The sequence below is a fragment of the Pseudomonas sp. genome, from assembly GCF_041601375.1.
Taxonomy (GTDB): Bacteria; Pseudomonadota; Gammaproteobacteria; order Pseudomonadales; family Pseudomonadaceae; genus Aquipseudomonas.
On record NZ_JBFIIG010000007.1, the window covers coordinates 1 to 14,423 of the forward strand.

Below are 14,423 nucleotides of genomic sequence, written 5' to 3' on the forward strand. Positions count from 1 at the left end.
CACCGAATTCGCCGACGGCTAAGCCCGACGCAGAGGTGTGTCCACAGGACACACCTATTGCCCTGCACAGGGCAACTCACACGCCCCCTTCGCACGACGTTGGCTTCTCAAGGCCGGCAAGGGAGCGGCTTGTTCAAAAATGGGAGCACGACACAATGACAGCACGCAACGCCCTTTCCCTCGCGCTGCTCGGCGCCGGCAGCATGGCCCTCGCCTTACCGCTCAGTAGCCAGGCCGCCGGCTTTGTCGAAGACACCAAGGCCGATCTCAACCTGCGCAACTACTACATCAACCGTAACTTCATCGACCCGAGCAACGCTCAAAGCAAAGCCGAAGAGTGGGCCCAGAGCTTTATCCTCAACCTGCAATCGGGCTACACCGAAGGCGCCGTAGGCTTCGGTCTGGATGCCCTGGCCATGAGCGCATTCAAACTGGACAGCGGTCGCGGCACTAACGGTACTCAGCTGTTGCCGATTCATGATGACGGCCAAGCAGCAGACAACTTCGGCCGTCTGGCTATTGCCGCCAAAGTAAAAATGTCCAAGACCGAACTGAAAGTCGGCGAACTCGCGCCAGTGCTAGCCATCTTGCGCAGTGACGATGGCCGTGCATTGCCGCAGACCTTCCAGGGCGGGCTGATCACCTCCAAGGAAATCGACGGCCTGACCCTCTATGGCGGACAAATGCGCGCGACCAGCCTGCGCAATGACGCCAGCATGGAGGACATGGCAATGAACGGTCGCGCCAGCATTACCAGCGACCGTTTCAACTTTGTTGGTGGCGAATACCGCTTCAACCAGGATCGCACGCTGATCGGCCTGTGGAATGCCGAGCTGCAAGACATCTACAACCAGCAGTACCTGCAACTAACGCATAACCAGCCGATGGGTGACTGGACCCTGGGCGCCAACCTCGGCTACTTCCAGGGCAGCGAAGACGGCAACGAGCTGGCTGGCGAACTGGATAACAAGGCCTACTCGGGCCTGTTCTCCGCCAAGACTGGCGTCCATGCCTTCTATGTCGGCCTGCAAAAACTCAGCGGCGACGATAAGTGGATGCGTGTCAACGGCACCAGCGGCGGCATGCTGGCCAACGATGGCTTCAACTCCAGCTTCGACAATGCCCAGGAGCGCTCTTGGCAAGTGCGCTATGACTACAACTTCGCGGGCATTGGTATTCCCGGGCTGACCCTGATGAACCGCTACACCAGCGGCGACAACATTCATGTTGGGGCCACGACCGACGGCAAGGAATGGGGCCGCGACAGCGAACTGAGCTATGTGATTCAGAGCGGTACGTTCAAGAGCCTCTCAATGAAATGGCGCAACGCGAGCATTCGCCGCGACTACAACAACGCCGACTTCGACGAAAACCGCCTGATCTTCAACTACCCGCTGTCGATTCTCTGACTCACGGCTGCGACTGCTTACTCCATGTGTAACGGCACCTTCGCCCGTCCTGGTGACGGGCTTTTTTTTGAACACGCCGATAGAGCGGTTTGAACGATCGGCGTCCTCCCGCGGAAATGAACAGGAGACACTCCAATGGCCCTGACAGCAGACCCCATTGCCGACGCTAACCCAGCAGAAAACACTCGCAGGAAGTTCCTCAAACGATCGCTGGTACTCTCCGCCGGCGTAGCTTCTTTCGCCAGCCTGCCCCGCCTGGTCGACGCCGAGCCCCTGACCCAGCGCTACCCCGAGCAGCTGGTGGAAATTTTCGATGAAAGCTTCGCCAAGTACCGCCTGTTCAACGCCAGCGTGGAACGACTCGCCACCGGCATGCGCTGGGCGGAAGGCCCGGTCTGGGTCGGCGACGGCCGCTATCTGTTGCTCAGCGACATCCCCAACAACAGAATCATGCGCTGGGACGAGATCAGCGATTCGTTCAGCCCATTCCGCGACAGTTCGAACTACTCGAACGGCCTGTGCCGGGATCGCCAGGGCCGCTTGATCACCTGCGAAGGCTCGACCACTCACACGCTGGGACGACGGGTTACCCGCACCGAGCACGACGGCAGCATCAGCGTGCTGGCCGACAGCTACGAGGGCAAACCCTTCAATTCACCCAACGATGTCGTGGTCAAGCGCGACGGCTCGATCTGGTTCACCGATCCACCCTTCCAGACCGCCAACTACTATGAGGGCCACAAGGTCGTACCCGAGCAGCCCGATGCGGTGTATCGGATCGACGGCGAAACCGGCAAGGTGTCCCGGGTCGTTGGCGAGATTGCCGGCCCCAACGGCCTGTGCTTCTCGCCCGACGAAAAAGTGCTGTATATCGTCGAAGGCCGGGCCAAACCCAACCGCCTGGTCTGGGCCTACCCGGTCAACGACGACGGTAGCCTGGGCGCGCGGCGCAAACACATCGAGGCCACGGACCATGGCGCCCTCGACGGTATCAAGTGCGACGAGGACGGCAACCTCTGGTGCGGCTGGGGCAGCAGCGGCGCGCCGGGTGCCAAATCGGAAGACCTGGATGGCGTCATGGTGTTCAACCCACAGGGCAAGGCCATCGGCCAGATCAAACTGCCCGAGCGCTGCGCCAACCTGTGCTTCGGCGGCAGCAAAGGCAATCGCCTGTTCATGGCCAGCTGTCATTCGCTGTATGCGCTCTACGTCAATACCCGCGACGCCAGCTTTGGCTGAGCAAGCAACTGGCAACATCCGCCACATGGTTTTCGCCATGGGTAACGGCACCTTCGGCCCGTCCTCATGACGGGCTTTTTTATCTGCCGGATCCGCTAGCCGAGTGTCGATCGGCAGCCCCGCCACACGACCAGTTAACGGGCACCGTGATTTCACCGCGCCCTGACTCAACTGGGAGATCGCCATGTCGACACAGACGCATAGCAACCCGCAAACCGAGGTGCGCGCACGACTGGAACGCTGGGCGCAGGCCATTCGCGACAAGGATCTGAACGAAGCAAGCGCCTGCTACGCCGCCGAGGTGCTGTCATTCGACCTCGCACCGCCGCTGCAGCGTAGCGGGCGGGAGCGGATCAGTGCGGACCTGGCGCAGTGGTTCACCACCTGGGATGGGCCAATCGGCCTGGAGATTCGCGAACCGCGCCTTACCCTGGGCGAGCAAGTGGCATTCTGCACCAGCCTGCAACGAATCAGCGGGCGTAAGACCGACGGCGAGCGGCCGGCGATCTGGGTACGCGCCACCCTGGGCCTGCAGCAGCTCGACGGCGCCTGGCGCATCGTCCATGAACACGCCTCGACGCCCTTTTATATGGATGGCAGTTACCGGGCCGCGATAGATCTGGAGCCCTAAGACATGCCGCAGGGCCGGCCCCGCGTAACTGTTTTGTCCCATCGAACGCACGGCCTCGGTCGACGTGCCAGCTATAGCGGAGCACGTGCAACGGTTTTGCGAAACTCGGCCGGGCTGGTTCCCGACCAACGCATAAACGCGCGAATAAATGCGGCCGGTTCGCTGTAAGACAACTGGTAGCCGATGGCTTTTACGGAATCGTCGGAATGACTCAACAGGTAGACGGCACGGTCAAACCTGATCTTGTCGATCAACTCCGAGTACTGCACGCCCTCCTCATTCAGATGCCGACGCAAGCTGCGCCCGGAACAATTCAAGGACTCCGCCATTGCGGCTGCGCTGGGATACTCGTCCATACACGACAAGCTATTGAGCACGCGCTGCTTACAGGATGTTGAAGCAAAGCGCGTGGCGGACTCACGGCACTGTTGCAGGAAAACGTTGTAGCTGAACTCGCTGCGTTTCGGGTTGATCGCCTGACCAACTTCATGATCAAAGGTGACGTAGGTGAAGTCGTGGCCGAAACTGACCGGGCAATTGAATTGCGTTAAATACCGTTGCGGTTTTTCCGGTTGCGGATAAGCGAAAGCGACGTTCGTGACGAACCCCTTTGCCGCGTCACCGAATATTTCGCCAAGCAAATGCTGTGTGCCCCGCATCGACAGATTGATCAGAAAACCATGGTGCCGCTCCAGATTGGCCGTCTGGCGATAGCGCACCACGGCGTTACCCGGCGCCAGGGAGCCGATTAGCTCAGGGGTAAACCAGCGATTGGACAATGCTTGAAAACGCCTTAACAAGTAACCCGCATGGTTCAAGTCGACGGCATTGGCCACCAGTCCACCGAGCATACCGACACTATTGACGTTGACCTCTCCACCTATGGCCAGCCCGAGCGCATCCATGTCCTCGCTGCCGACCAGTCGTTGAATATTGGCGTAGACGGCGAGTTCGGCGTTGCCATTGAGCAGGGTTTCCGGCTGCGCATACGCGTGGCCATCGAGCCCACTGTCGCGCAAAACCTCATCCAGATCGTAGCCGCGCCGCACCATTTGCTGAATGCAAAATGCGAGCAAGGCGGGCATTGGACAGGTCGATTGCAATGGATTCATTTTGCTGATGAAACCGATAGTTTGGCCGTTTTTATCAATTGTATGGCCGTTCTCAGCCTTTGGGGAAGCCGCTTTGGCAGGTAGGCTTTCTGCATTCATCTACATCGGTAGCCGATGAATGTCGGCGCAACGGTCATCAATACAGAGAACAACCATGATAGAGAAGCAATCCAGCGAAACTATTAAAGCCCCCGGCCTGCACTTGCTGGCGATGGAGCTGCGTGTGCCGTTGGAAATAATGTCCACGCTGGCGTTGTGGCCGCTGCTGACGGCAAGAGCGCGCGGCGATGGACACCCGGTGTTGGTCTTTCCGGGCCTTATCGCCAGTGACCGGTCGACGTTTCTGCTGCGGCGCTTTTTGCAAGCACAGGGCTACTCGGTGTATTGCTGGGAAATGGGTCGCAACCTTGGGCCGCAGCCCGGCGTGATGGGCGCCTGCCTGAAACGTATCGATGAATTGCGCGCGCAGCATGGACGCAAAGTGAGTCTCGTCGGCTGGAGTCTGGGCGGCCTGTTCGCGCGTGAGCTGGCGAAAATGCGACCCGATGATGTACGCATGGTGGTGTCGCTAGGCAGCCCATTTGCCGGGCCTGAAAGCGCCAGCAATGCGAACGGCATCTATCGACGCTATAACCCGCCCAAAGGCGAAGCGGCTAACGAGTTTCCCAACCTGAATCAGGCGCCATCGATGCCCACGACTTCGATTTACAGCCGCAGCGACGGCATCGTGGCCTGGCCCTGCTGCATCCAAAACGACAATCCGCATACCGAAAATATCGAGGTGCATGCCAGCCATGTCGGCATGGGCGTGAACCCCATGGTCTTGCGCATTCTCGCCGACCGCCTCGCGCAACCCGAGGGTGCGTGGCGACCCTATCGCTCTTCGAACCTGGACTGATGCGCAATTTCTGCAGTGCGGGGATTTGCCAGCCAGCGGCGCAAGTGCAGGCATTCGACTAAACCCACCCAAGCAATCGAGAGGCGTTGACATGGCGCGTGGCTTAAAACATTTAACGGCGATGGACGCGATGTTTCTGTATGTGGAAACGCCCGAGATGCCGATGCACGTGAGTTCCTTGATGTGCTGCACGCTGCCCGAGGGCTACCAGGGTGATTATTTCGAGGACGTAAAAGCCTTGCTGCAAGCACGCCTGCATCTGGCCAGCGTGTTCACCAGCAAGCTGGTGCAGATGCCGTTCGATCTCACCACGCCGGTTTGGGTTGAAGACGAAAATCTTGATCTGGATTACCACGTGCGGCGGATGGTGCTCTCCAAACCGGGTACGCGCCAACAGCTACACGCGCTGGTTGCGCGGCTGCAATCATCGTTGCTCGACCGCAGTCGTCCGCTGTGGGAGATCTACGTCATCGAAGGCTTGGAAAATGGCGAGGTAGCGGTTTTCAACAAGATTCACCACGCCGCGATGGATGGCCAGGGCGGCGTGGCGGTGGCCAACATGATTTTGGACATCACACCGGAACCGCGTGCGGTGCGAGCACCGCGCACGCGGCTGTATCGTAGCAATGATCAACTTGGCGCCGCCGAGATGATGAGCGCTGGCATTGGCAATACGGCGGGCCAAGTCAAGAAAGTGGCGACGGTGTTCGGCCAATTATTGGCAATGGGCAGCGACAAAGTCATAAACAGCCTTTCGTGGAAAGCGTTACTCAAAAACAGCAAAGCTTTGGCCGTCGTAGCCACGAAAAAAGGCACCCTGCCGCCACGTGAGCGCCAACGCTTCGCGCCGACAACGGTGTTCAACGGCAGCATTACCAATCAGCGCTCGGTGACCAGTTTCTCGCTGGATCTGACCGAGCTGAAAGAGCTAGGCAAATCCGTCGACGCCACCATCAATGACATGGTGATGGCGATTTGTTCCGGCGCGCTGCGTAGCTATCTCAGCGATGCCAACGCGTTGCCGGCCAAGTCGATGATAGGTGCGGTGCCCTACTCGATGCGCGCGGCCGGCAACACTGACATTTCCAATCAGTCGTCAATGGGTTACATGCGCCTGCGTACCGACATCGCCGACCCCATGCGACGGCTGCGCGCGATTCAGGAGTCTTCACAGGCATTCAAACAAGACAACGCGGTATTCAAAGGTTTCGCGCTGACTGATTTTCCATCGGTCGGCTTGCCGTGGCTGTTGCCTATGATAGTCAACTTCGTCACCCGCGCGCGCTTGACGGAAAAAGCCCCCGCACTTGCCAACGTCGCCATTTCGAATGTGCCGGGACCCAATATGCCGCTGTATTTCGCTGGCGCGCGCCTTCGCACCTTTGCGCCGGTAAGCATCGTCATGCACGGCGTGGCGCTGAATATCACGGTGCAAAGCTACAACGGCGGGCTGCATTTTGGTGTGGTGGCGTGCCGCCGCGCCTTGCCCAACATGGAAGATTTTGCCGAGGACATGCTGGCCGCTTATGAGGATTTGAAAAAGTCCATCGCGCGCCATCATCGCAAGTTGGCAAAGGATGCGGATGAGGCCGGCAACAATGCTCTCGACAAGGGCGTGTCATCAGCACCCACTGGCGAGAAAGCCAAGCCAGCTCGTGCGCCGGTCAAGCACAGCACACCTGCGCTGGTCAAGGTATTGCCCAAACCCAAGGCGAAAAAAACCACGTGACCTTGCATCGCCGCCGCACGGCCATACAGCCTGCTGGTGTCTTTCTTCACATGAGTACTTGCAATGAATGAACTGGATCAACGCTTCGAACGCGCGACAGAAATCGCCAACCGTGACATCGGCTTCAAGCCAGATACGGCGGTCTTGCTGCAGTCCTATGCCCTCTATAAACAGGCCACTATTGGTGATATTGAGGGCGAGCGGCCCGAGCCCGACGAGGTTGTCGACGCCGCGAAGTACGCCGCATGGGAGCAACTAGAAGGCATGAGTTCAGACGAAGCCAAACAACACTATGTGGACTTGGTGGAGAAAACATTAGCGGAATAATTCGCCGCACCAGACTCCCCGCACAGAAGACCGACCGCTGATGACACCCTATATTCTGCCTTTGCGCGACCTGCAGTTCGGCGTTCATGAACGGCTCGACGCTGACGCTTTTACTGGGCCAACAGATTTATATCCAGCGGCGCGTACGAGCTGACTGAAAACATCGCGCGTTTGGTATGGGCATGCATCGTCGACGCCCCCCGCGGGCAGTACAGGCATTTAATTTTTATAGCGATACCAGACCGCACAACGCTGTTCACGCGCCCCCAGATCGCCGGGTTTAGAGATTCAACTGGCGTGATGTACGTCGTCGCGCCGCCGCAACGCTGTTCGGTGAACCAAGTCCAGGTCTACGAGTGATGTTCGTGATTTAGGTGCTGGATAATTTTTCCGTTTAGACCGCACTGATACTTTTCACTATCAAACGTTTTCAATAAAGGGTTACGTGATGCTGAATATCGCCGCCAATCTGCAACGCACTGCCTGCTATTTTCCTAACAAGATCGCGATCCATTTCATGGACCAGACGATCACCTATGGGCAATTGAACGCGGCGGTCAACCAGATCGCCAATGGCCTGCGCACAATGGGTGTAGGCAAGGGTGACAAGGTGGTATTGGCCTGCCCTAACCTGCCGTATTTCCCGATGATCTACTACGCGATTCTCAAGCTCGGAGCCGTGGTGGTACCGATCAATATCCTGCTCAAAGGCTCGGAAATTGCCTACCACCTGAAGGATTCAGAAGCCAAGGCATTTTTCTGCTTCGAGGGTAGCCCCGAGCTACCGCTCGGCAGTGAAGGTCTCAAGGGTTTCAACGAAGCAGGAACCTGCGCCCATTTTTTTGTCATCACGGCAGACCCGAGCAAACCTGCGGCCATTGAAGATGCCACCACTCTGGGTAGCCTGATGGCTGGCCAATCGCCGCTGAGCGATTATGAACTGACCGCTGAAACCGATACGGCCGTCATTCTCTATACCTCGGGTACCACTGGCAAACCAAAGGGGGCCGAACTCAGTCAGTCCAACATTGCGATGAATATGACGGTGGCCAATCAACTGGCCAAGATCGACAGTACCGATGTGCAATTGATTACGCTCCCGCTGTTCCATTCGTTTGGTCAAGTGCTGCAGATGAATTCGACGATACAGGCCGGAGCCAGCATGGTTCTGCTGGCTCGCTTCGATCCCGATGCGGCATTCAAGGCAATGCAGGAACATAACGTTACTATATTCGCCGGCGTACCGACCATGTTCATTGCCCTGCTGAACTTGCCGGGCGCTGCGGAAAAATATGACCTGGCAATGATCGCCATGCACCTCCGTCTCGGCATATCCGGGGGCGCCGCGATGCCCATGGAGGTCATGGCAAATTTTGAAGCCAAGTTTGGCATCATGATTCTGGAAGGCTATGGCTTATCGGAAACCAGTCCGTCTGCAACCTTTACCGATCCGAACGGCGCACGCATTGCCGGCAGTGTTGGCAAGGCGTCGCTGGGCTGCGAAGTGCGACTGGTGGATGAGTCCGGCGCGCAAGTCGAGAATGGTGAGCGCGGAGAAATTACGATTCGTGGTCACAATGTCATGAAGGGTTATTACAACCGTCCGGAGGCAACTGCTGAAGCGATTCGCAACGGCTGGTTCTATACGGGCGACATCGGAAAACTGGATGCCGATGGCAATATCTACATTGTCGATCGCGTTAAGGACATGATCATTCGAGGCGGTTTCAATGTTTACCCGCGCGAATTGGAAGAAGTGCTAAGTGCACATCCGGCGGTGGCACAGGTCGCGGTTATTGGTATTCCTCATGAAATCCATGGTGAAGAAATAAAGGCGGTCCTGATTTTGAAGTCAGGGCAATTGACGACCCCCGAGGCAATCATCGCATGGTGCAAGGAGCGCATTGCTGGTTACAAATACCCGCGCATTGTTGAAATTGTCGATGCCCTGCCGATGACGGCCACCGGAAAAATTCTCAAACGCGAACTGCGCGCGCAGCACGATGCCGCCGACGCCAGGAAAAACTGAAAATACCAAGGGTAGAAACATGAGCAGTGATATTGCACACATCATACGCAGCGAAAGAATCATCAGTGGCCTGGTGAACGCCGCAATCAACGGCGGCTTGGCCTGGTATTTGTTCAAGACCAAACCGCTGCTCTTGCTGTGGGGTAGCGAAGGCTTTGGCGTCGATTTAATGGCCACCGCATTCATCATGCTGTTCATCGTCGCCTTGATCGTTGTCCCGATCTTTCGCCGCAAGGTGCGGCAGGGAACCATTTCGGCCACATGGGATAACGATCGCTGGCTGCACCGCCAACTGCAACGATTCCCGCATTCGTTACTCGGCAGTGCAATCTTGTTCGGCCTGATTGGCATGGTGGTCTTTGTTCCGCCGAGCTTATTGGTGCTAAGCGTCAGCCACATTACCGAACTCAGCCCTGCGCAATACGCCATCTTCAAAGGGTGTTGGGCCGGTTCGCTGGCAGCAGTCATGGTCGGGTCGATGATTCGCTTGGCTGTATCGCGGCGCTGATTGACGCTTGCCCAAGAGTGGGCAGCTCGCGTGGATTTGGACTACACCCAGAGCGTTCGCGGCAAGGCAAACTGCGTAGCGGGCGTTTGGAGGTGGCCGCAGTAGGCGAGTGCTTTCTCACAGCATCTTAGTGCCCCGTGATCGAGAACATTCGTAAAACCTTGAGCGGCCTAGGCGAAGCGGAAACTGCCAAGTAGCGCGACAGCTCTTTATTAGTGTCCTGCTGCCTTAGGAAAGTGGCCAAGACCCGGGTTGTACCGCAACGCTACTACTTTGCAAAACGCCGCCGCGGCTAAGATCCTGACCAGCAAAAACATAATCCGCAGCCGTCGAACCGAGTAGTCCGGATGCAATCCGGGGAACTCCCTCTTGCCGGAATGCTGCCGAGATACAGGGGTGGGCCGATCCAGGTGAATGGGTAAGGCATTACCCATCCATCCCTATGTTGTCGACTATTGGCTGGTGAAATCAGCCGTTTGCAGGGAGGGGCCGACCGCTATGCGTCTATAGGCAGGGGGTATCGGCCTATTAGCTCTCCAAGTTCAAGTTCCATGGCGCCTTGGGTTTGGCCGCCCTGCGAGAGCATCCATCTCACCCGGTCGACTGTTTCTGGCCCATGCATGTCGCCTATGAAGCGCTGCGACTCATCTGCCAGTGCATCTTCATCAGGTTTGCTGACACGGTCCACCACCGCTTTGACATGGCTGATGCCTCCGGCCGGAAACCCCGCAATACGACGGGCAAGCGCATCGCAAAAGCCGCTGAGCTGCTCGCCCGGCAGTGCACGATTGACCCAGCCATACAGCGCTGCGGTATTGGCATCGAAATCCGCGCCGCCGAGGCATACTTCCAAAGCCCGGCCTCGCCCCAGCAGTTGCGTCAATCGCACAGTTCCGCCTGCGCCCGGTAACAGTCCTACTCCAATTTCCGGCTGGCCAAGCACTGCGGTTTCGCCAGCGGCAAAACGCATGTCTAGTGCCAGAAGAAACTCGCTTCCAGCGCCCCGAGCGCGGCCTCGCAACTCGCCAATGGTTACCTGCGCAAGACGACTAAAACGACTGAAGAGCCCGCTGAGTGGGCTCGCCAAGCCTGGCGGCAAGGTTGTGGGCGGGGCCTCAAGTTGACTGCCCATATCATAGTGCGCAAGGAAAAACTCTGGATTGTCGCTGCGAAAGATAACGACTTTGGTCTGGCTATCGCCCTCAAGTCCTTTCGCCAAATTAAGCAGGTCGATCACCATAGTACGGTCGACTAGATTGATCGGCGGGTGATTAAATCGCACCACCGCAACGCCATCATGGTCTTCACGGGTAAAACTCTTGTACGTGTTCATGGCTACCCTCTTTAAGTGCTTGAATATTGAAGCGATCCCCAAACCGCTCACCGATGTTCGTGTCATGAATTAGTGTCATTCGAACCAGCATATGCCCTCAATTACGTGACACGCCGGTGTTGGCTAAGCTGTATGTCCGGAAGAAAATATACCCTCAGCCGATGCCCGGTAATGGTTGCAGAAGAGCCCCCCGCTACCTGAATAGCCAAGGTCGCGCGGTGACGAGCGGTCAGCAACCGCCATTGGAAGCACCTGCAGAATCACGCCCGAGCCTATTGTTATTTATTGCCGATTAAGCCGTGAGGCCGCCATCGACCGGCAAGGCGACGCCAGTCGTAAAGCCAGCCGAATCGCTGCACAAGTAGAGAACTGCTGCGGCAATTTCTTCAACGGTTCCTATCCGTCCGAGCGGATGAGCGGCTACGGCCAAGGCCACATGTTTGGGGTTATCCGTGCTGGCACGACGGAACATTTCAGTATCAATAACTGCAGGGCAAACTGCATTCACCCGAATGTTCATTCGCGCGTATTCGACAGCTGCGGTCTTGGTTAAACCGATCACTGCATGTTTGGAGGCTGAATAAATACCCTGTTTGGGCGCAGCGATCAAACCCGCGACCGAGGCGGTATTAACAATTGCCCCGCCGCCCTGCGCCAGCATCGCGGCTATTTGATATTTCATACACAGCCACACACCCTTCACGTTCACATTCATAATGGCATCGAAAACGCCTTTGTTTCCATCCGCCAATTTGCACCGCTCAATCTCGATCCCCGCATTGTTGAATGCGCAATCAAGTCTGCCGTAGGCCGAAACAGTTCCGTCAATCAATAAGCGTACGTCTGCATCACACGACACATCACAGCGAATGAAGGATGCGTCGCCCTCTGCCGCCTTGATCAAAGCGACCGTCTCTTGACCTGCTTGGCTGTCGATGTCCGATACAACTACGCTGTATCCACTGTTGGCGAAGGCCAACGCGGCGGCGCGACCAATGCCGTTGGCCGCGCCAGTGACCAAAGCGACTCGGCCTGAGTTTGTCTTGTTCATTGCATGTCCTCATTAGTATCTAGTCGAGGGGAGTCCTCAGGGGCTGTAAAACTATCGAGCGCCATCGCGAGGGCGTCTGGTCATGCGCTCTGGCGAGGTGGCGAGCGCAGCCATGCTCTGCTTCGTGTCCAAGGCACGTCGGACGGCATTGGCTCAGCCGAAATTGACTACCCAGCGCAGCGGCAACACCTGCAGCAACACGCCCATCAATGACCAGGGCCAGGCTGGTACGCAGGCATTGTCCGGTTCACGCTCGATGGCCCGCACCATGGCTTTGACCCCGGCGCTCTCGCTGACTTCGAAGGGTAGCTTTTTCGCGCCGGCATTTATCTCGGTACGGATATAGCCGGGGAATAGCGTAGTAATGCGAATCGGCGTGTTCAGCAGGTCGGCACGGATACCTTCGGCGAGATGAGCCAACGCCGCCTTGCTAGCGGCGTAAGCGGTCAGATGCCTAGGCATGCCACGCTTGGCACTCATCGACGAGACCGCCACCAGGTGCCCAGCATTTTGTCTACGAAAAATCGCCACCGCGGCTTCGCATTGCGCCAGACCGGCGATCAAATTGGTCTCAAGGGTGCGTCGATTAATCTCGAAATACCCGGTTCCGATCCTTCGCCCCTCGCCAACACCGGCGTTGACGATGATCCGCTCAAGGCTGCCGAAGCTCTCGGCGAACGCCTCGAACACGGCAAATACCTGTGGGTGATCGTTGACGTCCTGCGCGCGCACTTCAACCCGTACACCGAATGCCTGAACCAACTCGTCCTGCAGCTCCAGCAGACGCTCTGTGCGCCTCGCACATAACCCCAGGTTGTAGCCGCGGGCGGCGAATTCACGGGCCATTCCCGCACCCAAACCAGAACTGGCACCCGTAATCAAAACGGTTTTGCGCTGTTGCATGGTCTTGCTCTCCAGTTGTCGAACACACTCAGTGCCAAGTCAGTAGATGCTCGTGGCTGCCGCGAAAATACCCGTACTCATTTAGCCAAAAGAGCGCTGGCCGTAGCGAGCTGGAGTGATCCTCGAGATTTCAGCGGCTATGCTGGCGAGTCCGCCGATTACGGCCACGGGGTTTGCTTGCCCATTGCATCGACCGGCTCTTCGATTGATGTCGCCATGCTAGAGCTCGGCATACAATGAGAGAAGTGATGGTTTCTCATTGGAAGACATGAACATAAATAATGGCTCATCGCCCTTAACACGCTTGGACTTGAACCTGTTTCGGGTCTTCGCCGTGATTTATCGCGAACGCAATCTCACCCGCGCCGCAGAGCAGCTGTCCGTCAGCCAGTCGGCCGTTAGCCACGCGCTAGCCCGTATGCGCCAACAGCTCGACGACCCGTTATTCATTCGCGAGGCTCAGGGTGTTGTACCCACGCCGCTGGCCACGCGGATCTGGCCGGACGTCCAGCAAGGTTTGGGGTTTCTGCAACGAGCCATAGCCCATAGCCACAGTTTTGAACCCTCGCGCGATATCAGCACGGTGACCCTGGCGATGACCGACGTGATAGAACCCGCTCTGCTACCGGCGCTGGTCAAAGCGCTACGGGGCGCGGTGCCAAGCATCCGCGTCACCAGTGCGCGCATCGAACGCTCGACGCTCAAGGCGGACCTGGCCTCTGGCCGCCTCGATTGCGCCATTGATGTGGCACAGGCCGCTGATGACGAACTGTTCCATTGCGTCCTGACTCGCGAAGAGTTTGTGGTGGTCAGCCGTTCGAGCGCCGCCATCGACAGCGACAGTTACTTTGCCGCGCAGCACGTCACCGTGTCGTCCCGGCGCAAGGGGTACAGTGTCGAAGACTTCGAGCTGGCCCGGCAGGGCATCAAACGGCAGATCGCCGCGCGCTGCCAACACTACGAGTCGGCCTGTCGCTTGGTGGCCAGCAGCGACCTGCTGTTAACCATGCCCCGCAGCCTGGCCATTTCCAGCTATGCCTACCTGGGCAACCAGATTCATCCTCTACCGATAACCGTGCCCAGCGTGGAGTTGCACCTGTTCTGGCACAAAGAACGCGAGTCGGACCCGGCCAACACCTGGCTGCGGCATACCCTGCTAAGCGCCGTGCAATAGCACCGCCATCGGCCGACGCGCAAAACCACAGCGTTTTCTACCGACACAGCCGTTGCCCTGAGCGTGGGTAAAAACCCTGG

At 57.8% G+C, this 14,423-nt stretch carries 13 protein-coding genes; 9 read left to right on the forward strand and 4 right to left on the reverse strand.

Annotated features, from left to right (window positions below):
- The first annotated feature begins 155 nt into the window (after nt 1-155).
- From ABZE94_RS02085 to ABZE94_RS02095, 3 genes are all read left to right on the forward strand, one after another.
- Nucleotides 156-1,409 carry an OprD family porin gene (locus tag ABZE94_RS02085; RefSeq protein WP_372873875.1) on the forward strand — a complete coding sequence of 418 codons (1,254 nt, stop codon included), beginning with the start codon at nt 156-158 and terminating at the stop codon, nt 1,407-1,409.
- A gap of 135 nt (nt 1,410-1,544) precedes the next feature.
- Entirely contained in the window at nt 1,545-2,648 is a 1,104-nt protein-coding gene (locus ABZE94_RS02090; RefSeq protein ID WP_372873876.1) for an SMP-30/gluconolactonase/LRE family protein, read from the forward strand.
- 184 nt (nt 2,649-2,832) lie between these two features.
- On the forward strand, nt 2,833-3,279 hold the full coding sequence (locus tag ABZE94_RS02095; protein WP_372873877.1) for a nuclear transport factor 2 family protein: 447 nt from the start codon (nt 2,833-2,835) through the stop codon (nt 3,277-3,279).
- A 71-nt stretch (nt 3,280-3,350) separates the two neighbouring features.
- On the opposite strand, the gene ABZE94_RS02100 is transcribed toward ABZE94_RS02095, so the two are convergent.
- Nucleotides 3,351-4,490 (reverse strand): AraC family transcriptional regulator ligand-binding domain-containing protein, encoded by a 1,140-nt coding sequence (locus ABZE94_RS02100; protein ID WP_372873878.1) that lies wholly within the window; start codon nt 4,488-4,490, stop codon nt 3,351-3,353.
- A gap of 55 nt (nt 4,491-4,545) precedes the next feature.
- Between ABZE94_RS02100 and ABZE94_RS02105 the strand changes: the two genes are divergently transcribed.
- The 5 genes from ABZE94_RS02105 to ABZE94_RS02125 all read left to right on the forward strand — a co-directional run bounded on the left by ABZE94_RS02105 (nt 4,546) and on the right by ABZE94_RS02125 (nt 9,882).
- Nucleotides 4,546-5,289, forward strand: coding sequence for an esterase/lipase family protein (locus tag ABZE94_RS02105; protein ID WP_372873879.1), 744 nt, complete (start codon nt 4,546-4,548; stop codon nt 5,287-5,289).
- A gap of 91 nt (nt 5,290-5,380) precedes the next feature.
- Nucleotides 5,381-7,018 (forward strand): wax ester/triacylglycerol synthase family O-acyltransferase, encoded by a 1,638-nt coding sequence (locus ABZE94_RS02110; protein WP_372873880.1) that lies wholly within the window; start codon nt 5,381-5,383, stop codon nt 7,016-7,018.
- Between the two features lie 63 nt (nt 7,019-7,081).
- Nucleotides 7,082-7,345, forward strand: coding sequence for an acyl-CoA-binding protein (locus tag ABZE94_RS02115; RefSeq protein WP_372873881.1), 264 nt, complete (start codon nt 7,082-7,084; stop codon nt 7,343-7,345).
- A 448-nt stretch (nt 7,346-7,793) separates the two neighbouring features.
- Complete coding sequence (locus tag ABZE94_RS02120; protein ID WP_372873882.1) at nt 7,794-9,374, forward strand: long-chain fatty acid--CoA ligase; 1,581 nt, start codon at nt 7,794-7,796, stop codon at nt 9,372-9,374.
- A 19-nt stretch (nt 9,375-9,393) separates the two neighbouring features.
- Nucleotides 9,394-9,882: a hypothetical protein gene (locus ABZE94_RS02125; RefSeq protein WP_372873883.1), complete on the forward strand. Its 489-nt coding sequence runs from the start codon at nt 9,394-9,396 to the stop codon at nt 9,880-9,882.
- Between the two features lie 496 nt (nt 9,883-10,378).
- Here ABZE94_RS02125 and ABZE94_RS02130 read toward each other — a convergent pair whose 3' ends face one another.
- The 3 genes from ABZE94_RS02130 to ABZE94_RS02140 all read right to left on the reverse strand — a co-directional run bounded on the left by ABZE94_RS02130 (nt 10,379) and on the right by ABZE94_RS02140 (nt 13,169).
- The gene (locus ABZE94_RS02130) at nt 10,379-11,215 is read right to left on the reverse strand and encodes an enoyl-CoA hydratase/isomerase family protein (protein WP_372873884.1); all 837 of its coding nucleotides are present in this window, start codon (nt 11,213-11,215) and stop codon (nt 10,379-10,381) included.
- A gap of 292 nt (nt 11,216-11,507) precedes the next feature.
- Entirely contained in the window at nt 11,508-12,266 is a 759-nt protein-coding gene (locus ABZE94_RS02135; protein WP_372873885.1) for an SDR family oxidoreductase, read from the reverse strand.
- 153 nt (nt 12,267-12,419) lie between these two features.
- On the reverse strand, nt 12,420-13,169 hold the full coding sequence (locus ABZE94_RS02140) for an SDR family oxidoreductase (RefSeq protein ID WP_372873886.1): 750 nt from the start codon (nt 13,167-13,169) through the stop codon (nt 12,420-12,422).
- 310 nt (nt 13,170-13,479) lie between these two features.
- On the opposite strand from ABZE94_RS02140, the gene ABZE94_RS02145 reads away from it, so the two are divergent.
- The gene (locus ABZE94_RS02145; RefSeq protein ID WP_372873887.1) at nt 13,480-14,343 is read left to right on the forward strand and encodes a LysR family transcriptional regulator; all 864 of its coding nucleotides are present in this window, start codon (nt 13,480-13,482) and stop codon (nt 14,341-14,343) included.
- Nucleotides 14,344-14,423 lie beyond the last annotated feature (80 nt).

Bases quoted from the DNA above. Each gene is read 5' to 3' on its own strand.
- ABZE94_RS02085 (WP_372873875.1), top strand. From the start codon at position 156: ATGACAGCACGCAACGCCCTTTCCCTCGCGCTGCTCGGCGCCGGCAGC.
- ABZE94_RS02090 (WP_372873876.1), top strand. From the start codon at position 1,545: ATGGCCCTGACAGCAGACCCCATTGCCGACGCTAACCCAGCAGAAAAC.
- ABZE94_RS02095 (WP_372873877.1), top strand. From the start codon at position 2,833: ATGTCGACACAGACGCATAGCAACCCGCAAACCGAGGTGCGCGCACGA.
- ABZE94_RS02100 (WP_372873878.1), bottom strand. From the start codon at position 4,490: ATGAATGCAGAAAGCCTACCTGCCAAAGCGGCTTCCCCAAAGGCTGAG.
- ABZE94_RS02105 (WP_372873879.1), top strand. From the start codon at position 4,546: ATGATAGAGAAGCAATCCAGCGAAACTATTAAAGCCCCCGGCCTGCAC.
- ABZE94_RS02110 (WP_372873880.1), top strand. From the start codon at position 5,381: ATGGCGCGTGGCTTAAAACATTTAACGGCGATGGACGCGATGTTTCTG.
- ABZE94_RS02115 (WP_372873881.1), top strand. From the start codon at position 7,082: ATGAATGAACTGGATCAACGCTTCGAACGCGCGACAGAAATCGCCAAC.
- ABZE94_RS02120 (WP_372873882.1), top strand. From the start codon at position 7,794: ATGCTGAATATCGCCGCCAATCTGCAACGCACTGCCTGCTATTTTCCT.
- ABZE94_RS02125 (WP_372873883.1), top strand. From the start codon at position 9,394: ATGAGCAGTGATATTGCACACATCATACGCAGCGAAAGAATCATCAGT.
- ABZE94_RS02130 (WP_372873884.1), bottom strand. From the start codon at position 11,215: ATGAACACGTACAAGAGTTTTACCCGTGAAGACCATGATGGCGTTGCG.
- ABZE94_RS02135 (WP_372873885.1), bottom strand. From the start codon at position 12,266: ATGAACAAGACAAACTCAGGCCGAGTCGCTTTGGTCACTGGCGCGGCC.
- ABZE94_RS02140 (WP_372873886.1), bottom strand. From the start codon at position 13,169: ATGCAACAGCGCAAAACCGTTTTGATTACGGGTGCCAGTTCTGGTTTG.